The sequence below is a fragment of the Pseudoalteromonas sp. SR43-3 genome (assembly GCF_014163875.1).
Taxonomy (GTDB): domain Bacteria; phylum Pseudomonadota; class Gammaproteobacteria; order Enterobacterales; family Alteromonadaceae; genus Pseudoalteromonas; species Pseudoalteromonas distincta.
Window position 1 is genome coordinate 1 of record NZ_JACJEC010000019.1, and the last position, 20,195, is coordinate 20,195.

22 protein-coding genes are annotated in these 20,195 nt (G+C 39.4%); 9 read left to right on the forward strand and 13 right to left on the reverse strand.

Features of this window, described 5'->3' with window-relative positions:
- Positions 1 to 372 precede the first annotated feature (372 nt).
- The 7 genes from H5088_RS16565 (at position 373) to H5088_RS16595 (ending at position 8,047) form a co-directional block, all read left to right on the forward strand.
- A complete protein-coding gene (locus H5088_RS16565) occupies positions 373 to 1,026 on the forward strand; it encodes a TetR/AcrR family transcriptional regulator (protein WP_004334664.1) in 654 nt (217 codons plus the stop codon).
- Positions 1,027 to 1,029: 3 nt separating this feature from the next.
- Entirely contained in the window at positions 1,030 to 1,512 is a 483-nt protein-coding gene (locus tag H5088_RS16570; protein WP_182692420.1) for a putative 4-hydroxy-4-methyl-2-oxoglutarate aldolase, read from the forward strand.
- A 409-nt stretch (positions 1,513 to 1,921) separates the two neighbouring features.
- On the forward strand, positions 1,922 to 3,124 hold the full coding sequence (locus H5088_RS16575) for an amidase family protein (RefSeq protein ID WP_182753770.1): 1,203 nt from the start codon (positions 1,922 to 1,924) through the stop codon (positions 3,122 to 3,124).
- Complete coding sequence (locus H5088_RS16580) at positions 3,121 to 4,704, forward strand: gamma-glutamyltransferase family protein (RefSeq protein WP_182753772.1); 1,584 nt, start codon at positions 3,121 to 3,123, stop codon at positions 4,702 to 4,704. The genes H5088_RS16575 and H5088_RS16580 overlap by 4 nt, the downstream gene beginning before the upstream one ends.
- Positions 4,692 to 5,516 carry a sulfite exporter TauE/SafE family protein gene (locus H5088_RS16585; RefSeq protein WP_182711738.1) on the forward strand — a complete coding sequence of 275 codons (825 nt, stop codon included), beginning with the start codon at positions 4,692 to 4,694 and terminating at the stop codon, positions 5,514 to 5,516. Before H5088_RS16580 ends, H5088_RS16585 begins: the two co-directional genes overlap by 13 nt.
- Positions 5,517 to 5,519: 3 nt before the next feature.
- The gene (locus tag H5088_RS16590; RefSeq protein ID WP_182736717.1) at positions 5,520 to 6,749 is read left to right on the forward strand and encodes an alanine--glyoxylate aminotransferase family protein; all 1,230 of its coding nucleotides are present in this window, start codon (positions 5,520 to 5,522) and stop codon (positions 6,747 to 6,749) included.
- Positions 6,750 to 6,763: 14 nt separating this feature from the next.
- Positions 6,764 to 8,047: an allantoate amidohydrolase gene (locus H5088_RS16595; protein ID WP_182753774.1), complete on the forward strand. Its 1,284-nt coding sequence runs from the start codon at positions 6,764 to 6,766 to the stop codon at positions 8,045 to 8,047.
- A gap of 127 nt (positions 8,048 to 8,174) precedes the next feature.
- Here H5088_RS16595 and H5088_RS16600 read toward each other — a convergent pair whose 3' ends face one another.
- The 12 genes from H5088_RS16600 to H5088_RS16655 form a co-directional block, all read right to left on the reverse strand.
- A complete protein-coding gene (locus H5088_RS16600; protein ID WP_024596154.1) occupies positions 8,175 to 8,477 on the reverse strand; it encodes a hypothetical protein in 303 nt (100 codons plus the stop codon).
- A 43-nt stretch (positions 8,478 to 8,520) separates the two neighbouring features.
- Positions 8,521 to 8,769, reverse strand: a complete 249-nt coding sequence (locus H5088_RS16605) for a DUF1272 domain-containing protein (protein WP_182753776.1) — start codon at positions 8,767 to 8,769, stop codon at positions 8,521 to 8,523.
- Positions 8,763 to 9,125: a 2OG-Fe(II) oxygenase gene (locus H5088_RS16610; RefSeq protein WP_182753778.1), complete on the reverse strand. Its 363-nt coding sequence runs from the start codon at positions 9,123 to 9,125 to the stop codon at positions 8,763 to 8,765. Before H5088_RS16610 ends, H5088_RS16605 begins: the two co-directional genes overlap by 7 nt.
- Positions 9,126 to 9,360: 235 nt before the next feature.
- Complete coding sequence (locus H5088_RS16615) at positions 9,361 to 10,899, reverse strand: glucan biosynthesis protein (RefSeq protein WP_182753780.1); 1,539 nt, start codon at positions 10,897 to 10,899, stop codon at positions 9,361 to 9,363.
- A 363-nt stretch (positions 10,900 to 11,262) separates the two neighbouring features.
- Positions 11,263 to 11,487, reverse strand: coding sequence for a ribosomal protein L7/L12 (locus tag H5088_RS16620; protein WP_182753782.1), 225 nt, complete (start codon positions 11,485 to 11,487; stop codon positions 11,263 to 11,265).
- A 171-nt stretch (positions 11,488 to 11,658) separates the two neighbouring features.
- Entirely contained in the window at positions 11,659 to 12,171 is a 513-nt protein-coding gene (locus H5088_RS16625; protein ID WP_024596157.1) for a hypothetical protein, read from the reverse strand.
- A gap of 97 nt (positions 12,172 to 12,268) precedes the next feature.
- Positions 12,269 to 12,670 (reverse strand): hypothetical protein, encoded by a 402-nt coding sequence (locus H5088_RS16630; RefSeq protein WP_310737276.1) that lies wholly within the window; start codon positions 12,668 to 12,670, stop codon positions 12,269 to 12,271.
- 262 nt (positions 12,671 to 12,932) lie between these two features.
- Positions 12,933 to 13,109 (reverse strand): hypothetical protein, encoded by a 177-nt coding sequence (locus tag H5088_RS16635; RefSeq protein ID WP_171972314.1) that lies wholly within the window; start codon positions 13,107 to 13,109, stop codon positions 12,933 to 12,935.
- A 591-nt stretch (positions 13,110 to 13,700) separates the two neighbouring features.
- Entirely contained in the window at positions 13,701 to 14,099 is a 399-nt protein-coding gene (locus tag H5088_RS16640) for a hypothetical protein (protein ID WP_182753785.1), read from the reverse strand.
- 733 nt (positions 14,100 to 14,832) lie between these two features.
- Positions 14,833 to 15,480 (reverse strand): hypothetical protein, encoded by a 648-nt coding sequence (locus tag H5088_RS16645; RefSeq protein WP_182753787.1) that lies wholly within the window; start codon positions 15,478 to 15,480, stop codon positions 14,833 to 14,835.
- 303 nt (positions 15,481 to 15,783) lie between these two features.
- Positions 15,784 to 16,035 (reverse strand): Rho-binding antiterminator, encoded by a 252-nt coding sequence (locus tag H5088_RS16650; RefSeq protein WP_182753789.1) that lies wholly within the window; start codon positions 16,033 to 16,035, stop codon positions 15,784 to 15,786.
- Positions 16,036 to 16,045: 10 nt separating this feature from the next.
- Positions 16,046 to 16,885, reverse strand: a complete 840-nt coding sequence (locus H5088_RS16655) for a DUF417 family protein (protein ID WP_182753790.1) — start codon at positions 16,883 to 16,885, stop codon at positions 16,046 to 16,048.
- A 284-nt stretch (positions 16,886 to 17,169) separates the two neighbouring features.
- Between H5088_RS16655 and H5088_RS16660 the strand changes: the two genes are divergently transcribed.
- Together H5088_RS16660 and H5088_RS16665 are read left to right on the forward strand one after the other, a co-directional pair.
- Entirely contained in the window at positions 17,170 to 18,636 is a 1,467-nt protein-coding gene (locus H5088_RS16660; RefSeq protein WP_182753793.1) for a DASS family sodium-coupled anion symporter, read from the forward strand.
- A 97-nt stretch (positions 18,637 to 18,733) separates the two neighbouring features.
- A complete protein-coding gene (locus H5088_RS16665; RefSeq protein WP_182753795.1) occupies positions 18,734 to 19,168 on the forward strand; it encodes an N-acetyltransferase in 435 nt (144 codons plus the stop codon).
- Positions 19,169 to 19,170: 2 nt separating this feature from the next.
- Here the strand turns inward: H5088_RS16665 and H5088_RS16670 are convergent, their stop codons facing one another.
- Positions 19,171 to 19,806, reverse strand: a complete 636-nt coding sequence (locus tag H5088_RS16670) for a trimeric intracellular cation channel family protein (protein WP_004334621.1) — start codon at positions 19,804 to 19,806, stop codon at positions 19,171 to 19,173.
- Positions 19,807 to 20,195 lie beyond the last annotated feature (389 nt).

A 20,195-nucleotide genomic window follows, 5' to 3' on the forward strand; every position in this document is an offset into this window, starting at 1 on the left:
AGCCAAGCAAGTCATAAAGCTATGTAAGAGACGTATTACACAAAGCTATATAGAAAAAAGTTTAAAAAACTTTATTTTGAATTACGAAAAAGAGGCCGCTGGATAAAGTGGGGATCCCTCAGCCCAAAGGGTTCTTCCTAGGGGCTACTTACTCTTTGTTGCTCGGTTTTTACTTAGCCCACTAGGTTACAAATCTCGCGCCGCGATTAAATAGCCCCTAGTTTGAACAAATTTTAATCCGCAAAGATCAACAGACCCTAAAGTTAATAGCTTAAACCTCTCATTTGTTTTTAGCATTCACCCTTTTTAGTAATTGACCTTTTGGTCAGTAAAGCTACAATCAATCAATACGTTAAACACGCAAACTTTATAATGACCACACAAATAAAGCCAAATAAAAAAGAAGTCACACGCGAGAAAAACCAAAAACTAATTTTAGATGCCGCCGAGCAATTGTTTTCGCAATTAGGTTACGACGGAGCAAGTATGAGCATGGTTGCTAAAGAAGCGCAGGTGCCAAAAGCTAATATTTTGTATTACTTTAAAAGTAAGGATGGTCTGTACGAGTCTGTGATTGACCGCATAATAGCTAATTGGAACTTAGGGCTCGATAACGTCACAATTAACGACGATCCAGCTACCGTGCTTTATAACTATATTAAAAGCAAAGTAATACTGGCCGTAAATCAGCCAATGCAATCTCGCTTATTTGCCAGTGAAATACTGCGCGGTGCACCCTATTTACAAAACTACTTTAGAACCAATACCCGCCCTTGGGTTAAACAAAAGGTTGATGTACTTCAAGCATGGATGGACGCTGATAAAATGGATAAGGTTGATCCCTACCATTTGCTCTTTACTATTTGGTCTACCACGCAATATTACGCCGACTTTCAGGCTGAGGTTTTACTCGTAATGAACAAATTAGAGTACGACGAAACCGATGTGGCACAAATTACGCAATCAATTGCCCACATAATTTTAAAAGGTATTGGTCTTAAAATACCTGAGCAAAGTGAGACTTAACCCATGACATCCTTTACTACACCCGATTTATTTGACGATCATCGCGATAACGTGCAAGTAGCAGACAGCGGCCTTTATCACTTTGGTAAAAAAACCACGTTTTATGGCAAAGTAGTTACCGTTACCTGCCCAGAAGACAACTCTTTTGCCGCCGATATATTGCATGAAAATGGTGAAGGTAAAGTATTGGTTATAAACGGGTTTGCGAGCAAACGCTTTGCGTTTATAGGCGATATTATGGCTGAGCGTGCCCTAAATAATGGCTGGGAAGGCGTAATAATAAATGGCTGTTGCCGAGATATAGAAATACTTGCCACGATGAACTTACCTGTAATGGCGCTAGGCTCTACACCGCGTAGTACCTTAAAGCGCGGCTTTGGTGATAAAAACCAAGCTGTTACCATGCTTAGCACTACTATTGAACCTAACAATTGGGTTTACGCCGATATTAACGGTTTAATCATCAGTAAAACGCCCCTTATTTAGCACTCAAAACCATATAAATAGAGACCAACTTGGTGCATCTGCGCACCAAGTTGGTCTGTTTTAGCTCATTTTAATCTCACTATTTCTACAGACCACATTTACAAATCTCATACAACCCAACAAAACCTGACCAGTTGGACAGGATTTTAATTTATGGCATTCCTCTTGCTTAGTCTAAGCACTATAAAATCAAAACTACCGATTAAAAAGCGGAGCCTTAGCAATTGCATTAAATTAGTGATCTATTATAACGCGAAGAAAATGACGCAGTGAGTGCGCTATTTAATCCGATAAAATGATCATGTTTTTAATAAAATTGGTATTCATAATAATAATAACCAGCCCGCTTTTTAATCACTCTTAACTTAATAAGTAAGTACTTGGTCAGTTTTATAATAATGAGCTGCAAATGAGTGATAAAAAAAACAACAAAGGTATATTTTGCAATCACGGTCCTACCCTGTGGCAAACAAACCACTCTGGAGTGCTTGCAAACAATCGCTTAGCTGTAAAAGATGTATTTGCAGTAAAGGGCGAGCGTAACAGCGCAGGCAACCCACACTGGTTTAAAACAGCTAAACCGGCTCAAAATACGGCAAGCTCGGTTAATAAGCTCATGACCGCTGGTTGTAACTTTATAGGCTTTACCCATACTGACGAGCTGGCTTATAGCTTAGAGGGTAATAATATACATTATGGCGCTGCGCAAAATCCTAAATTAAAAGGGCATGCTTGCGGTGGTTCGAGTATGGGGTCTGCTGCTGCAGTTGCTGCTAACTTAGCTGATATTGGCTTAGGCACCGACACCGGCGGCTCAATTAGAATACCCGCCAGCTATTGTGGTTTATATGGCATAAGGCCAAGCCATAACGTGATTGAAAAAGACGGCCTAATACCGTTGGCTCCGCCTTTTGATACCATAGGTTGGCTTACCCAAAGCGCCGAGCTATTAAGCGATGTAGGTAATGTACTGCTACCAAATCAAGCTATTAATAACGTTGATACCTTAGTTATTTGCGAGCCGTTATTTGAACTCGTTGACCCTGTTTTACAAGCCCCACTTAAACAATTGCTTGAAAAAACCAAGCCTAATTTTAAGCACCATAAAGAATTTGAACTACCTAACAGCAGCTTATTAAATGAACTTGCTGATAGTTTTAGAGTACTGCAAGGGCGAGCAATCGCAAAAACGCATAAAGACTGGCTTCAATTGCCGGGGCAACTTCCCCAGTTTGCTCCAGCAATTGCGGCACGTTTTAATATGTCGCTTGCCCTAACTGATCAAGAAGAACAAGAAGCACTAAAAGTACAAACCCAATGGCAAACACTAATAGCTAAAAACCTAAATACAAACAGCTGTTTATTTTTGCCAACCACACCTACAACCGCACCTAAATTAGGCGCCGACACAAGCGCCTTACGCATGCAAATTATTACGCTTTCGGCAATTGCAGGACTTAGTGGCTCAGCGCAAGTGCATTTACCGCTGGCTGATTTAGCAAATGATCATCCGTATGGTTTTTCATTAATGATGAGCCACGGTAACGATAAAAGCCTACTAGCTTGCGTTAAGCACCTAGCTGCACACTTTAAACAGGACACACCGGCATGACTACACACAACATTGCATTTACCGCGTCTCATTTTTCGGCCACTGAGGCGGGTATAAATATACTAAAACAAGGCGGTACAGCTACCGAGGCTATGGTAGCGGCTGCCGCTGCTATTAGCGTTGTATATCCACATATGAACTCAATTGGTGGCGACAGCTTTTGGCTTATCGATAACCCAAACCAAAAAACGCCTACCGCTATTGACGCCTGCGGCCGTGCAGCAACTAATACAACGCCCTATAACTCGCTCGCGCAAATACCAGAGCGCGGCGGGTTAAGCGCACTGACTCAAGCGGGTACAATTCGCGGTTGGCAAAAGGCGCTTGAACTAGATGAGCACGCAGCACTACCACTGTCAAAAATTTTAGCACCCGCTATTGAGCTTGCGCGCGAGGGCTTTACAGTTACAAAAAGCTTGCAAGCAGGCTGCGAAAAACTAGCCACTGCTAACAATACCAATGAGGCGTTTAAAAGCCTCTACATACCCAATGGCAAGCCCTTGCAAGCAGGTCAACATTTTAAAAACCCTAAACTTGCAGCAACGTTTGAATACCTAGCAAAACATGGCTTAAACGCATTTTATGAAGGCGCACTTGCCAACTCATTTGCCGCCGACTTAGCAAAAGCAGGCAGCTCAATTACCGCAGGTGACATTGCAAATACTAAAGCCGAGGTAGTTACTGCGCTAAATGCAAACCTCAGTGGTATTGATTGCTACAACTTACCCGCGCCAACACAGGGCGTGCATTCACTACAAATAATTGGTGCCGTAAATAAGTTAAAGCATTTAGCTAAAACCGATGCCGACTGGACACATTTAATTGTTGAGGCAACTAAACAAAGCTTTACCCATCGCCCTACCCTTTGGGCTGACCCTGAAGCATTAGGAGACGATTATAAAAACGCACTAACCGATAATCGCTTAAGCGAACTTGCTAACAATATTGATATGGCCAAAGCCAAAAAATGGCCATTTAACGCAGAGCCTGGCGATACTGTGTGGATGGCAGCCAGAGATAAAAACGGGCAATTAGTCAGCTTTATTCAAAGCATTTACTGGGAATTTGGCAGCGGAATATTAATGAGTGAAGGCGGCTTTGTGTGGAATAACCGTGGTTTAAGCTTTAGTTTAAACAATCAAGATACCAACGCCCTTGCACCAAATAAAAAGCCCGCTCATACACTTAACCCAGCACTGGCAAAGTTTAGCGATGGTCGTCGACTTGCTTACGGAACAATGGGCGGTGAAGGGCAGCCACAAACTCAAGCCGCTGTTTTTGCAGGCTACGCGTGGCGAAATAAATCTATAAAACAAGCAATTAGCGACCCTCGTTGGTTACTTGGACGAACATGGGGCGATACGAGTACAAATTTAAAAATTGAAAAAGAGTTAGTTTTTCATATAGAACATGAATTAAATCAACGTGACCACGATTGGGTAAGCGTTGATAATAATAACGAAATGATGGGGCACGCTGGGGCTATTTTAGATACACCTATAAGCCTTGAAGCTGCAACAGATCCTCGTTCAGATGGACGTGCAACAGTAACTACAGCAGGAACACAATGTCAGAAATAATAAATCAATGGCCAATTATAGTAGCCTTAATAGCAACCGGTATTTTTGCCGGTATTTTAGCAGGACTTTTTGGTGTAGGCGGCGGTATTGTTATCGTCCCTGTGCTGTATTTTTTACTGCAAGGTTTTGGCGTAAGCCCAGAGTCGGCAATGATGATAGCCACCGCTACATCACTTGCAACCATAGTACCTACTTCGCTTTCATCTATTCGCTCGCATCATAGCAAAGGGAATATTGACCTTGCGCTAATAAAATACTGGGCACCATTTATTTTAGTTATGGCCGTTGTAGGCAGCTACTTAGCGCACTCAATACGCGGTAATGCACTGGTACTTATGTTTGCCTGTATTGCTATTTTAGTCAGTTTAAACATGCTATTTAGAGCCGGCGCACCCGCGCTTGTAAAACAACTGCCAGGAAAATTTGGTCAAGGCGTTATGGCAAGTCTTGTAGGTGGTTTGTCGGTAATGATTGGCATAGGTGGCGGCACTATTGGCGTACCTATGCTAAACGCATTTAATGTACGCGCCCATGTTGCAGTAGGTACTGCGGCCGTTTTTGGTTTATTGATTGCACTACCTGGCGTTATTACCTTATTAAGTATTGGCACAACGCCAACCGATGCTCCCCTAGGTACGTGGGGGTTGGTTAACCTCCCTGCCTTTTTTCTTATTATTCCGTTGACTATTTTATTTGCGCCTATTGGCGTAAAAATTGGTAGCAAGCTGGATCAAAAACAACTAAAACGCGCCTTTGCCGTTGTCTTAATGATAACCGGCATACGCATGCTTATTCAGACTCTGGGAGCCTAAAATATGTTTAATAACACGCAAGTTCAAACCTTAAACCCACCACAGCGTTTATTAATGGGACCAGGCCCAATTAATGCCGACCCTCGTGTTTTACGTGCTATGTCGGCACAGCTTATAGGCCAATACGACCCAGTAATGACCGGTTTTATGAACGAAACCATGGCACGTTACCGCGAAATTTTTAAAACCAAAAACGAATGGACCATGCTAATAGATGGCACATCGCGCGCGGGTATTGAAGCCGTATTATGCTCAATTTTACGCCCGGGCGATAAAGTACTAGTACCAATTATGGGGCGCTTTGGCCACCTACTTGCTGAAATAGCAGAACGCGTTGGCGCAAAGGTGCACACAATAGAAGTGCCGTGGGGCGAAGTGTTTACGCCAGAACAAATCGAAAAAGCCATTGTTGATGTAAAACCCCATGTACTTGCTATGGTACAAGGCGATACATCCACCACCATGAACCAACCTCTTGAGCATATAGGCGATATTTGCCAAAAGCACGATGTACTATTTTATTGTGATGCCACCGCCTCTATTGTGGGTAACGAACTTCCTGCCGATGAATGGAAACTCGATGCACTTTCGGTTGGCCTGCAAAAATGTTTAGGCGGTCCTTCTGGGTCTGCGCCATTAACGCTTAGCGATAAATGCGCCGATTGGATCCAAAAACGCAAAAAGGTAGAGGCAGGTATTCGCACGGCCGACCATACCGACGGCACAGAGCCATTTGTACGCTCAAACTACTTTGATTTAGGCATGATCATGAATTACTGGGGGGAAGAGCGCCTTAATCATCATACCGAAGCCACCAGCATGCTGTATTGCGCCTCAGAATGCGCCCGCATTGTTATTGAAGAAGGCGTGGATAACTGCGTAGCGCGCCACAAATTACATGGCGATGCCATGCTAACAGGCATTCAAGCGCTCGGCTTAAATGTATTTGGTGATTTAACACATAAAATGAACAACGTACTGGGTGTGTATATACCCGAGGGCATTAATGCCGATCACGTACGCGGACAAATGCTAACCGATTTCGGAATAGAAATTGGCACCTCGTTTGGCCCGCTGCATGGCAAAATTTGGCGTATTGGCACCATGGGTTACAACGCCCGTAAAGATGCCGTATTACAAACATTGGCAAGCTTAGATGCCTGCTTACATGCCAACGGTTACAAAGGCCCTAAAGGCGAAGCCGCCATTGCCGCCCTTGCTCACTATAAATAAAAAAAGGATTTAGCATGACGATTGTAAGCCCACAACACAGCCCTTTATTAGACAAAGAACTTGCTGATGAATACGCAACACGCGCTTTATCTCGCTGTAAAACCCTCAGCGCACTATCGCAAATGCAAGGCGGTATTCACCGCGTGTACTTATCAAAAGAGCACAAAGAGTGTAACGCCGTTACTGCATCGTGGATGGTTGAGGCAGGCATGCAATCGTGGCAAGACGAAGTGGGCAACCTTTGGGGGCGACTAAAATCATCAAACCCACATGCTAAACGTTTAATTATAGGATCGCACCTCGACACCGTACCAAACGCAGGTGCGTTTGATGGTATTTTAGGTGTACTACTGGGGATAGAAATTGCAGCGCTTGCACATAAGTTAAAGCTCGACCTGCCCTTTCATTTAGATGTAGTGGGCTTTTGCGATGAAGAAGGCACCCGCTTTGCCACAACTTTAATTGGCTCAAAAGCCCTCGCTAACGAATTTGACCCACAGTGGCTAAACATTGAAGACACAAACGGCATAACTATGCGCCAAGCCATGCTCGACTTTGGTTTAAACCCCAACGACTATGCAAAGGCCGCACTAAACAAAAACGAATTACTAGGTTACTGGGAAACTCATATTGAACAAGGTCCTGTACTCGAATCGGTTAATCAGGCGTTAGGCGTTGTAACTGCAATCGCAGGAGCAAAGCGCGCCATGCTTACCCTAACAGGCCAAAGCGGTCATGCGGGTACAACCCCAATGAACTTGAGGCAGGATTCACTAGCAGGCTGCGCTGAATTAGTAACCGAAATTGAAAAACTAGCAAGTAATGCTAAAAATGGCGAAGTTGCCACCGTAGGGCAAATACAGTCTCGCCCTGGGGCTACAAACGTGATTGCAGGCAAAACAACCATAAGCCTAGACGCACGCGCACAAAGCGACACCGATCTCGCTAACTTACTAAGCGTCATACAAAACAGCGCTCAATCTATAGCAAGCAAACGCAATTTAACGCTTGATTGGCAATGGACGCATGCCGCCGATGCCGTAGCGTGCGACACCACTATTCAGCATTTGTTTTCAAGCGCATGTAAACTCAATAACCAAGCATCGCCTTCACTTGCCTCAGGCGCAGGGCACGATGCAATGGCAATCGCTCCAATTTGCCCCGTTGGCATGTTGTTTATACGCAGCCCTGGCGGTATAAGCCATCACCCAGCAGAAGCGGTTATCGACAGCGATGTAACAAAGGCACTCAGTGTAATGTACAGCGCGCTTTTACTTTATGTGAAAGAGTGTGAGTGATTTAAGGTAATCGAGTAAACCAAGTATATTAACTTGGTATGCTTAGGGGCTTAAACCTCCTCAAAGTCATTTGGAGGTTATTACTGAAGGCAGGTAAATGCAGGAATATATGTTATTTAAAGTAGCTTTATCGGGCTGCCCTTTGCTCTTTTAGGCTAAGGCGTTTATGTGAGCTATATACATGTTGAATGTTTGTACCATTAACCAAATATGCATCCATTTCGACGGTAATTAAACCCGATAATGGCTTGATTTCTAGAACACCCAACTCACCTAAATTTGCAGATAGTAAAGTATTATTCCTAATAGCTAACAAAGTTTTGTCAGTATCTCGTAAGTCACCATTCACATATAATTTAGCACCACTAAACCAAGTGTTAATTATTTTAACTTTGATTGACTTAACAGTAAATTCAAAGGATTTTCTCATCAGATCTCCATACCCAGAAATGTAATTATTATACTTTATGTTTTTATGTGTTTGGCGCACAACCACTTTCGTTTAACACCCGCTTAGCCGATGCTGGGTAATTTTTTAGTGCAGCCAAAGGGCGAATTGGCCGCTGAACCAAATTACCTGAGCAGTTTGGGCACACGTTATTTAATACTGTTTGAGCACAGCCAGAACAAAATGTGCATTCAAATGAACAAATAAAAGCCTCTGTGGACTGTGCAGGTAGATTCTTATCACAACATTCACAATTAGGTCTTAAATCTAGCATTTAGAGCTCCCTTTTATCCACCCAATGCTGAATAAATATCGATTACCTTTTATAACCTTTGATACCTGATGCTCACTTACATCAGGGCGGAATAGCTTAACCCGCTTTGTTTCAAATATCGGATCACTGCAAATAAACTCACCACCCAAATCTGCTTTTTTCAGTACTATATTCAATCGATAGTGTTTACCAGATTCAACTTTGTCTGTGTGTGGTGCTATTTCACTTCCTTGTGGGAATTTAAGCAAATATGTATCAAATTTAATTGGCCACGTAGCACCACAAATCAACATTTTATCGTAGCCTGATTTTTGTCGGCCTCGCTCCCAACAAAATAATTTACTCAAAAAAAACATACAATCCCTCGAAACAGCTAACAAGCTGCAGGTTAACTCGTTTTTTTATTTTTATTGATAAACAAACCATAGCCGAGTTCATATTTTGATTCAATCGATTACTGTATTTTACGTGGGATATAAAAGGGAGTTTTAATGGTGTTTTGATTGGCGCTTTAAAAGACATTATGGTGGCTATAATTGACAGAAAATCAAAATATAGCCACCCGTTTTACTTTAATGCTTATTTAAGGGCTTATTTAATCGTAACCTTTGCATCACTTACCCATGTTTCAGTTATAGCTTCATCATTTTTATCAACTAAATACGCGCGTATGTTCACCGGATTGTTGTTAGCTTGTTTGTAGTCAAACGCTAATCGCCATTGGTTTGTACCAACTACCGGATAAACCCCAATAGGTTCTAGTATTTCACCGTTGCTGGCTTCAACAATCGGCTTTATACCACTTTTGTTATCTAATCCTTTAAATGCTGGACCTTCAAAATCAATCACCATTTTGTTAACGCCTTTAGGAATAGGCTGGCCGGGAATTCCGCCTAAGCCTTGGCGAGTATTTACAACGCTTGCAAGCGTTTTTGATTTTGGATCGAGTGGACGCCATTCAATATCATAAGAAAAGGTAAACTCGTCGCCTTTGCGCGCCTCTTTTTCAGGCACCCAATAGGCAACAATATTGTCGAACGTTTCATCTTTTGTAGGAATTTCGATTAACTGTACTGCGCCTTTGCCCCAATCGTCAGTAGGTTTTATCCACGCTGATGAACGCTTATTGTAAAATACGCCGTCGTCCTGGTAGTTATTAAAGTCACGGTCTCTTTGGATTAAGCCAAACCCTTTTGGGTTCTCATCAATAAAGCTATTGGTCGACACCGACTGAGGATTATTTAATGGGCGCCAAACGTATTGACCCGATCCTGTGTGAATCGCAAGGCCATCGCTATCGTGAATTTCTGGGCGCCAATCTTTAGCTTCTGTTTTATCTTTTTGTGAGTACCAATACATACTGGTTAACGGTGCTACGCCTAAGCGTTCAACATCGGCGCGCATATACAAATTAGCCGTTACAGAGGTAATATGGCCTCTGGCTTCTTTGTTATCTTTACTTAAACCAAATCGATAAGCACCAGTGATAGAAGGCCCTTCAAGCAATGCCCAAACAGACACGCTTTCACCTTTTTTCTCTGCGGGGCCAATCCAAAATGCAGAAAAGCGCGGAAATTCTTCTGGCTGATTCATACCCGTATTAATCGCGATACCTCGAGCCGACAGTCCATATTGCCCCTCTGGCCCGTCGGTACGAAAATAAGACGCGCCTAAAAAAGATATCCAATCTGGTTTCATATCTGGGCGCATTATTCTAAAGCCTGCAAATCCAAATCCTTCAGGGAGGTCGTGAGCTGGGCTATCATCGGGCATATCAAAAACGTCATTACTAAAAGGTACATTTTGCACCTGATTTTTATCGTCTCTGATGTAAATACTTACTGGCTCAGGAAAATATCGGCCAGGGTAAAATAATTGTACAGGCGCCTTCTTTCCACTTGGGTATAAGGTTTCATCTTCTTTAAAGCGTATTTTCCAGTGTTCGTCATACGTAATTTTATCGATTAACTCCGGCGCTGGCACCTTAGTTGGCGTATAGGGCTTTTCGGCTGAGGCTTTTGCTAGGGCTTTTAAGTCTTCGAATGAAAACTCCGTTTTATCTACTGCTTCTGTCGCGTAAGACGACATCGAAGTGCTAAAAATAATTGCGATAAATAACTTTAATTTCATAAAAAGAATGTCCAATAAATTGAGTCAAATAAAAATGGGAACGCTGCACGAACGTATGTTTAACTTAAAGTTCTGTATGGATTTTACGTGACGTAATATGAACTAGTGTTTACTAAAATATAGTTATTTGACTACAGGACCTCCCATAGTTATTTTTTTAGGTATTGGTTTTAAGGGATATTGCGCGCGTTTGATGATATCGCTGAAGTGAAAATAAGTGGGATAGCCCAATTTATTATTAGATCGCTGGTATTCAAATGGATAAGGGTTGTATTTAGGTGGTGGAAAACGAAGAGGCTCACCCCTTTTAAAACTTGCAATTAATGGCTGAGTTTTATTTGGCCCTCACTTCAGGGCATGTTTTTATGTTTTTGAAGTTAATTTTTCAATAGCATCTTTAGCTTCTTTCAAACTTACACCATGAACAGATCTATAATATTTTATTGCTCTAACTTTATGACCTGATTTTAAAGCAACAATAACATCACCTTCAGTTACGCTGCCATGCTTAGGTATTGAGTTACCAAGTATTAATATAAATAAAACTGCAATAACCGCTAAAACACCCCAAATATATTCAATTTCCATAAATATCCTCGATGTTCGAAAAATAATGAGCCTGTAGGTTAACTCGTTTTTTATTTATTTTTATTGATAAACAAACCATAGCTGAGTTCCTCTTTTGTTTGTAATAATGTTCACCAAGAGCAAAATGTATTTTTATTTTATCTTATTTTAATTATTCTTATTGGCTACTGGTTAAATAGCCTTTCGCATTTTATTTAATAACTCGTAGCATGCTTTATACAACAATATTTCCATGTCTTCGTTATGGTACAAAGGACCCCAACGAAAAAAGCCTCTTAAGCTAAATTTTTTAGCTATGAATTCGCGCCACGTAACAGATTTAGAAACGCTGAACGTTTTAATCGTCTTATTGTGTTTAATATTATACAAGCGCGATACTAACTTAACTTTTGGTCGCCAAAATAGCGGAATAATAGCTGTATCAAAATCTATAGTGAATGCATCACCACCATGCAAAGTAACTATAACAACATCTAAACCAATATCTGACTTTTTAGGCTCTTTAATAGACGAAATACTGTGAAGACAAAAAATATCTTCAAGCTTCTTGTGCATATGATCTTGTAGTGAATCGCCCGTTATATAAAAAAACGACTCTACCTTAGAAAAATGGCTGTTATTAGCTACAGCTAACGATCCCAAATAAACATTTGGCTTTTCAGAGCTAAACCAATCGAATAGCAAATTCAAATTCCTTTTTACTTATGCCGAATAAATAGGCCATAAAGTTGTTATCTAAGGTTAGGGCGAAAAAGCAAAAACCAGCTGTTTATGTTCTGCTTTACGATTTTTTATTATGCTTAATTATTTTACTACGTAATTGAACCCCAAGTAACGTCCCTAATAAAACAGCAATAACATGCAGCAAAGCCGAAACCAAATATACTAAAGGCTCCATTGATATCTCTAATAAAATGTATAGTAAGGCACCGACACTTAGATTAATAAACCAATAAACCGCCATAACTAAAAAGGCTTGTTTATAGGGACTCACTGTTTGCTTATAGCCTAAGTAACAATACACGATTAAAAAGGTTACAAATCCGAGGACGTAATAAGTAAAAGCTAATGAGGTACTTTGAGTCATTTCATCAAAGCCAACAATCTTTGTTGCTATTGTTGATAAAGCAACTAGCAATAAATACAAGCCTAATGAAAAGAGTACAATCCTAGAGTATTTCACGATAATCCTTTAGTAATAAAACGAGGCTGCAGAATAACTTCTATAGCCAAATTCAATTAATTAGTTTCTTTAATTAACTCTAAGCACTTTAATACAATGTGTAATAAATGTATTACCCATTAAACAGGTTGTTTTCTTAAAAAGAGTAATTCTACAATCTCAACGCCCGCATAAGGGGCTGATAATAACTTGTCGTAATATGTAGCAAAAAGAACTAAGCAAACAGTTAGTAGTCGCTTGTTAGTAGTTTATACCACTAACCTCACGTAGAAATTTTTAATAAAAACAAACCTAACCCGCCGAATAAAGTTAAAAATACCACCAACATTATAATCAGCGTTTTGGATTCACCTAATGATTGCATTAATCCCATTTCAGTCGGTAATACTTGCTCAAGCAGACTTGGCTGTTTAATTTTGTTTTTTTGACCTCTATCCATAATACACATTCCATATAACTAATACTGCTAACGAGCTTGTAAATTAACTCGTTTTTTATTTGTTTTTATTGATAAACAAACCATAGCTGAGTTCCTATTTTGGTTCAATCTTTTACTGTATTTCACGTGGAATATAAAAAGAGTTAGCTGTTGTTTTAATTGGCGTTTTGGAAGGAGTTACGAGTGCTTGAGTGTCTTTATTTTAGGTTAAAAGGGCTTTCCCTTTTCAGTACATCGTGTTTTGCAGCTTTTCTATATTATGAACAGGGCAATACAGTTGCCATTGCGTAAAATAAAGGCATTCACATTCGTTTTACCCAGTAAGGTCAATTTATTCATATCTTTATTGACCGTATTATTCCGATTTTTATTTAAAGGAAAGCAGACTTAACAAAGCCGAGTTGTTTACCATTTTTTAATAAAAATTGTTGTCGTATATCGGGCTACCTATTACTACTTTCATCTTGTCAACGTAGCTCAGCTTTTTTGCGTGATGCACTTTCATGGATTAAACCTAACTCACTGCTATCATTAATTATTTACGTAAAGTTAGAATGGGTGTCATCCTAACTTATTTCGTTAATGGTTTTGTTATGTAACGTCACCGTCAAGCCCAAATTTTTTCCTGTTCAAAACTAGCGCTGCCAGCAGAGTTAAACCTAACACCGTACCAACAGGGAACATGAAAAGTAACAATGTTGAATATATTATTAGTGCCCAAAAAAGCCACTCAGTTCGATAGTTTAAGCCCACAACGGAAAATGTTAAAAAGCAAAGCGCAACTAAAAATAAGATGAACCCTGTTACTGTAGACAAAGCTGTTGATGACATTTCTTCTTGTGATATTTTAGGTTCATTATTTCCAAACAGCGTTATCTCTTGAAATGAAGAGGACATAATTAAATACGAATCAACAATTCCCCAAAGTGGTGCCCAGAAAAGCAATAATCCCAAAACTGCGACGTATTTCCCTATAGTTTCCTTGTTCATCATCTCTCCTCACGTAGTTACATAACGAGCCTGTAGATTAACTCGTTTTTTATTTGTTTTTATTGATAAATAAACCATAGCTGAGTTCCTATTTTGGTTCAATCGATTACTGTATTTTTACGCAGAATATAAAAGGGTTTGGTGTTGTTTAATTGACGTTTTGGAAGGAATTACTGGAAATTTGATGTGGGTGTTTTTTTACTCTGGTGGGCAAAATATATTTGTTAAAATAAGCGATGCAGCAGAAAAAACCTAGCAGTTGGGGATCATCATAACGTGGGTAATATTCCGCTTTTATTTTAAAGGAAATTAGGCTCAATGAAGCCGAGTTGTTTAGTATTTTTTAATAAAAATTGTTGTCGCCTATTGATCTATCTATTTTTATTTTCATCTTACCAATACAGTTCTGTTTTTACGTGATTCATTTTCATGAATTTAACTTAACTCACTGCAATTATTGATAATTTCCGTAAAGTTAGAATGGGTGTCATCCTAACTTCTTTTCTTGACTGTATTATTCCGCTTTTTATTTAAATGAAACCAGACTTAATAAACCCGAGTCGTTTACTTTTTTATAAAGTTTTTTGTCGCCTATCGGGCTATCCCTTATTACTTTTATCTTGTCAGTGTAGTTCAGCTTTTTACGTGATTCATTTTCATTAATTTAGCCTAACTGACTGATATCTACAATAATTTAAGTAAAAGTTAGAATGGGTGTCATCCTAACTCTTCTTTATATTTCATTGATACTCATTAATGTTTCTCTGAAATCTTTGGTACTTTCCCAACCAAGTATACCAATAAAGCTCGTTGTTAAGTTTCTAGGTAATTCATTATATGTGTCAAAGTCGAATACAATATTTGGTTTATATTGTTGGGAATTTACGTTGAGTAAATTAATTATTTCTTTCGTCGGCTTTCTAAGTCTTTCTCCATCCTCTAGATGGTTATAGTGATTTCTGCCTGCATAAATAATTAAGCCCGCAGGTATTTCTCTAATTATTTCACCAACAGAAAATTTACACGCCTTCTCTGAAAGGTTAGGAAGTGGCGAGGTGTTTTGGTTGCTTTCTGAATACAGCTCAATTCCTTTACAAGCTATCTGCAAAAGAGAACCGTCAATAATTGATAAAGCGAATTGTTCATTAGTTAGGTTTTCAATTGCAGCATCCGATTTTTCTTTCTTTAGTTTTATTTGTTTTTGTTCAAGCCATGCTGCGTGGTCTCGAGCGATTACTTCTTTCGGATTGTTTCGGTTATGGACAAAAATTGGAGGCATAGAGTCTTTAAACAGATCGTTTATAATTACATGATAATCAGCTCTCGCTTCAAACAACCTTTTAACTACACTTTCGACCGCTTCTAAATAATTGTGAATCAAACTCTATCCTTGATTTGAAATATAACAACTTATTGAACACCACTCAGGGGATTTATAACACCCCAAAACGGCGTATATTACAGTGTTCAATAATTCCACTTAATAACTTTAATGTAAACAAGTAATTAGCCCTATTATAAAAGTGATATGTGATAAGGAACTAAAACCGTGTTAATTAAGGTTATTTGTATCAGTAAGTGTTGAGCATGAGGGTTAACGCCACGAGTCAGGTACATAGAGCATTTTAAAAGGAGTTTACAGCGCTGCCTTCGCACCATAGTAAATAAAGCTATTGGACTATGTTTACTTAGCCTCAAAGTGTACTTTATTAAAATACGGGTTTTGTGTGAGGGCTTTAATTACGCTAATGCTGGTAAGTTCTATAAGCTTTAGCTCGCCACTTACATTAATGGCAATGCACTCTTGTTTAAGTGCATTGCGTTTTGTGTCAGTTGCTATCCCACATACACCATCACCATTTTTTAATATAAGCTCAATGCTTAAATGGTGCATACAAGCAATTTCGATGTAGTCGTATTGATTGCAACTGATCATAACGTCTTCTTTATTTAGTCGGTTTAAAAATCATTAAAAAAGCAATAACAACAAGGTTGGCTATATACCACAAATCTTTAATTACAAATTGCCCTAAACGATCCAATAAAGTGGATGAACTAAATGCACCGGTTGCGGTAATTAAGAATGTTTGGGTCATCATAAATACGCTTAAACACGCTAAGCCACTTACAATAATTAGCTTTTTATTCTTTAAAAATAGCCCTAAGCCCAATAACACAGCAAATAATACATCAAACCCGCCAATCACGTTAGATGTACCTTGTACGCTAAATACCGTGTATAACCACGACATAAACGGTGAGGTTTCTACTAAACTTACAATGCCTTTTGCTTCAAACTCGTAAAACTTCATGCCGCCAATCCACAGTAAAACCATAGCAACCGGTATAAAGTTTAAAAGTACGTGTTGTTTGTCGGTAAGTTTGTCTTTATAAAATAAAAACAAATACAAAGGCACTACAGCAAAGTATTTAATTATGCCCTGCCCGCTACCAATGATTGGAAAGCCGCCTAGTTGCGCCATCCAACGGTTGCTGGCAAATAAGGTAAGTAATGCAACTAAACTTATAATTGCTGCAAGTAAAAGTGCTGCCGTAGGTTTCATTAGTTTAAAACGAGCGAGCACGGTGGCAAACGCTAAAGCAATCATAAATGAGCCACTAATTAAACCTAACGCAGATACAGACATTAGCGAATCAACGTCGTAAAAACTAAACGTAGCCGTTAACGTATTAGGGTTTGCTCCTAACGCAAACGATAAGCCAAGTAGTAAAAAGCTACTCGCTAATAAAAAAGTAATCACGTTGTTGGTTAGTTTTAAGTTCATTGTATTTCCAAGTATTCGTTAAGACTTACAAAGACCTTACGAACCTATAAAACAATTCAAGCTAACTCTTAAAAATCAGAGTTAATTAAGCACACTGTAAGCTCTTATCGGGTAATGTAATCAATCACTTTAGTTTATAATTTATTTCCTCTTTATTAATAAAATTAAATAAGTCTAATATTCATATGATGTGCGTCATCTTTTTTATTATTAAATGAAGTAGAATAACGTTGCCTTTTCAATACACAGAATGCATGCATTTCTAAAACTTAGGGATATTTTTAATGAAGGGTACTGATATTCGAGTTACCTCTGGACTGATTTCTGTAGCCATTGTTTTACTACTTTGGTTTGCTGTACCGCCTCCGCAAGGTGTTACCGAAAACGCATGGCATTTGCTCGCTTTATTTATTGGTACTGTAGTTGCCATTATTGGTAAAGCAATGCCTATCGGCGCCATTGCTATTTTAGCTATTACTTCTGTTGCGTTAACCGGCGTAACTAATGACAGCCCATCTGGCGCTATTAAAGATGCATTAAGTGGCTTTTCTAATTCATTAATTTGGTTGATTGGTATTGCTATTATTATTTCTCGGGGTTTAGCTAAAACTGGTCTGGGAAATCGTATTGGCTATAATTTTATTTCTCTTTTTGGTAAAAAAACAGTTGGTATTGGCTATGCACTCGCACTTTCTGAACTTGTTATAGCGCCTGTAACGCCAAGTAATACCGCGCGAGGCGGCGCTATTATTCACCCAATAATGAAGTCTATAGCAACAAGCTTTGGCTCATCCCCTGAGGAGGGCACATCTCGTAAAATTGGGCACTACCTTGCTTTGGTGAGCTACCATATAAACCCTATTACATCAGCTATGTTTATTACCGCCACGGCTCCTAACCCTCTAATTGTAAAGCTTATTGCAGATGCTACTGGTGCAAATATTAGTATTACTTGGAGTACATGGGCGCTGGCAGCGCTTGTTCCTGGTTTGCTATGTATTGCCCTTGTGCCTTTGGTTGTTTATGCCATTTACCCACCTGAAGTTAAAAGTACGCCCGACGCTAAAACCTACGCAGAATCTAAATTAACTGAAATGGGCCCAATGAGTTATGGCGAAAAAATAATGGTGGGTGTTTTTGCTATGCTGCTTGTTTTATGGGCCGGCGTACCTGCAATGATTTTAGGGGCTGACTACGCAGTTAATACAACCGCAGTGGCTTTTTTAGGTTTGTCGGTTTTATTAGTGACTGGTGTATTAAGCTGGGACGATGTACTTAAAGAAAAGTCAGCGTGGGATACCGTTGTTTGGTTTTCTGCATTAGTAATGATGGCCACTTTTTTAAATAAACTAGGTTTGGTAACGTGGTTTTCAACACTTGTTGAGAGCAACATTGCGCAACTGGGCTTTGACTGGATTGTATCGGCTATTATATTGGTAGCTGTGTATTTTTATGCTCATTACTTTTTTGCCAGTACCACAGCACATATTACTGCTATGTTTGCCGCATTTTACGCCGCAGGTTTAGCGCTTGGCGCTCCGCCTTTATTTTTAGGTTTACTGTTAGCTGGCGCTTCATCACTCATGATGTCGTTAACGCATTACGCAACAGGCACATCTCCCATAGTGTTTGGCTCAGGCTATGTATCGTTAAAAGACTGGTGGGTAATGGGCCTTATAATGAGCGTTATTAATTTAAGTGTATGGGGAATTATTGGCGGGCTTTGGTGGAAAGCACTTGGGTATTGGTAGTCTTGCCTTTGTTAGTTTGGCTTGCACATTTAATACTGCGCACTTATTATAGTTAGTTCTACAAATATAAACATTGAGGCTGTTGCAAGGGAGCACTATGGTTTTTAAATTTATAAAGGCAGCATATTCAGACCAAGACTACTTATTAAGCCTCAGAAAACTGACTATGGTCGAACACTTAGAAAATGCCGGGTTATTTTTAACAGATCAACAGCATGTTTTAAGGCTTAATGATCAATATGACTGCTCCCATCTTATAGTTATAAATGAGGTACCAATTGGTACTTTAAAATACCAAACACACGCTCAATACGTTGAAATAATGCAATTACAAATACATCCATTGCACCAAAATAAAGGGTATGGGAAAGCGGTTATTGAACAAGTTATTACAAATACGCAGTCAAAACCCATTAAACTCACCGTGCTTAAAAACAACCCAGCATTAGGACTTTATAAGCGGCTGGGTTTTACTATAACGGATGAGGATAATTACGAGTACCACATGCAAACGCGAGCTACTCGTAGCTAAAATTAGTCGCTTTGATCTCTGAAGTCTTTTTTTCTGAAAATAGTTAAATGCCAACCCCAATGCAAAGAGCCTAATCTTAAAAAGATAGTCGTGAAAAATGAGCCTAAAATACACCAAATGTAATCTACATTAAGGCTAAATAAAGCAGCATAGACTGCACCACCCGCTAAACACGCAGAGGCGTATGGTTCGCTGCGCATAACAGTTGGTACCTCACGGCAAATTACGTCACGTATTAAACCACCAAATATACCTGTAGTAATACCCATGGTAATTGCGACCACCATACCAGAGCCATTAATGAGTGCTTTTTCTATCCCCATAATATTAAATAACGCCATACCCACAGCGTCTACTAATAAAAAGTAGTAATTATTAACGCGCGGTAAATATCGAATAAATGCAATTGTTGCTATAACGGCCCCATAGGTTGAATATAAATACTCTGGGGTAGCAATCCAAAATACTGGTTTGTTTAAAAGTATATCTCTGAGGGTACCGCCCCCTAGTGCAGTAACGGTTGCAACCACTACGACGCCAAAGCCACTAATGTTTTTTTCATACCCAAGCAATGCCCCTGCAACAGCAAAAAATGCAACACCGAGTAACCCTAGTACCATAAAGTATTCAGCTGTCATGGTAATTCCTTTTTAAAGTTTATTAGGAGCTGTATCAACTTACGTGCCAAAAAACTGAGTAAATATAAATAAACCCACAATTTAAGTGACTGAAATTTATAAGCTTATTTCATTTATTAAAAAACGTTAGCTATGTGATATTTAGTGAAGGATTAACAAGAGTAATTATTTTAATTATGGGTAGTTTTTACACGTGAAAGTACAGAGGGATTTTGTTACAGAGTTGCAGTCGAGCGCTTTTAAATTTTAAGCAAAAATTAAATGGACAATAAAGCTATTACCAATATTACAAAAATAATGGGCAATAATGCATGTTGCCAGTTTTGTTCTTTATTTTGATTATAGAGTGTTTGCATTGAGCTTTTATCATTATTGGTAAAACTATGCCG

What these genes read in the sequence shown, in the direction of transcription:
- H5088_RS16615 (WP_182753780.1), bottom strand. Translation starts at nt 10,899, where the DNA reads ATGAAATTAAAGTTATTTATCGCAATTATTTTTAGCACTTCGATGTCG.
- H5088_RS16580 (WP_182753772.1), top strand. Translation starts at nt 3,121, where the DNA reads ATGACTACACACAACATTGCATTTACCGCGTCTCATTTTTCGGCCACT.
- H5088_RS16605 (WP_182753776.1), bottom strand. Translation starts at nt 8,769, where the DNA reads ATGCTAGATTTAAGACCTAATTGTGAATGTTGTGATAAGAATCTACCT.
- H5088_RS16575 (WP_182753770.1), top strand. Translation starts at nt 1,922, where the DNA reads ATGAGTGATAAAAAAAACAACAAAGGTATATTTTGCAATCACGGTCCT.
- H5088_RS16610 (WP_182753778.1), bottom strand. Translation starts at nt 9,125, where the DNA reads ATGTTTTTTTTGAGTAAATTATTTTGTTGGGAGCGAGGCCGACAAAAA.
- H5088_RS16660 (WP_182753793.1), top strand. Translation starts at nt 17,170, where the DNA reads ATGAAGGGTACTGATATTCGAGTTACCTCTGGACTGATTTCTGTAGCC.
- H5088_RS16670 (WP_004334621.1), bottom strand. Translation starts at nt 19,806, where the DNA reads ATGACAGCTGAATACTTTATGGTACTAGGGTTACTCGGTGTTGCATTT.
- H5088_RS16565 (WP_004334664.1), top strand. Translation starts at nt 373, where the DNA reads ATGACCACACAAATAAAGCCAAATAAAAAAGAAGTCACACGCGAGAAA.
- H5088_RS16655 (WP_182753790.1), bottom strand. Translation starts at nt 16,885, where the DNA reads ATGAACTTAAAACTAACCAACAACGTGATTACTTTTTTATTAGCGAGT.
- H5088_RS16570 (WP_182692420.1), top strand. Translation starts at nt 1,030, where the DNA reads ATGACATCCTTTACTACACCCGATTTATTTGACGATCATCGCGATAAC.
- H5088_RS16600 (WP_024596154.1), bottom strand. Translation starts at nt 8,477, where the DNA reads ATGAGAAAATCCTTTGAATTTACTGTTAAGTCAATCAAAGTTAAAATA.
- H5088_RS16585 (WP_182711738.1), top strand. Translation starts at nt 4,692, where the DNA reads ATGTCAGAAATAATAAATCAATGGCCAATTATAGTAGCCTTAATAGCA.
- H5088_RS16650 (WP_182753789.1), bottom strand. Translation starts at nt 16,035, where the DNA reads ATGATCAGTTGCAATCAATACGACTACATCGAAATTGCTTGTATGCAC.
- H5088_RS16635 (WP_171972314.1), bottom strand. Translation starts at nt 13,109, where the DNA reads ATGGATAGAGGTCAAAAAAACAAAATTAAACAGCCAAGTCTGCTTGAG.
- H5088_RS16640 (WP_182753785.1), bottom strand. Translation starts at nt 14,099, where the DNA reads ATGAACAAGGAAACTATAGGGAAATACGTCGCAGTTTTGGGATTATTG.
- H5088_RS16590 (WP_182736717.1), top strand. Translation starts at nt 5,520, where the DNA reads ATGTTTAATAACACGCAAGTTCAAACCTTAAACCCACCACAGCGTTTA.
- H5088_RS16595 (WP_182753774.1), top strand. Translation starts at nt 6,764, where the DNA reads ATGACGATTGTAAGCCCACAACACAGCCCTTTATTAGACAAAGAACTT.
- H5088_RS16665 (WP_182753795.1), top strand. Translation starts at nt 18,734, where the DNA reads ATGGTTTTTAAATTTATAAAGGCAGCATATTCAGACCAAGACTACTTA.
- H5088_RS16620 (WP_182753782.1), bottom strand. Translation starts at nt 11,487, where the DNA reads ATGGAAATTGAATATATTTGGGGTGTTTTAGCGGTTATTGCAGTTTTA.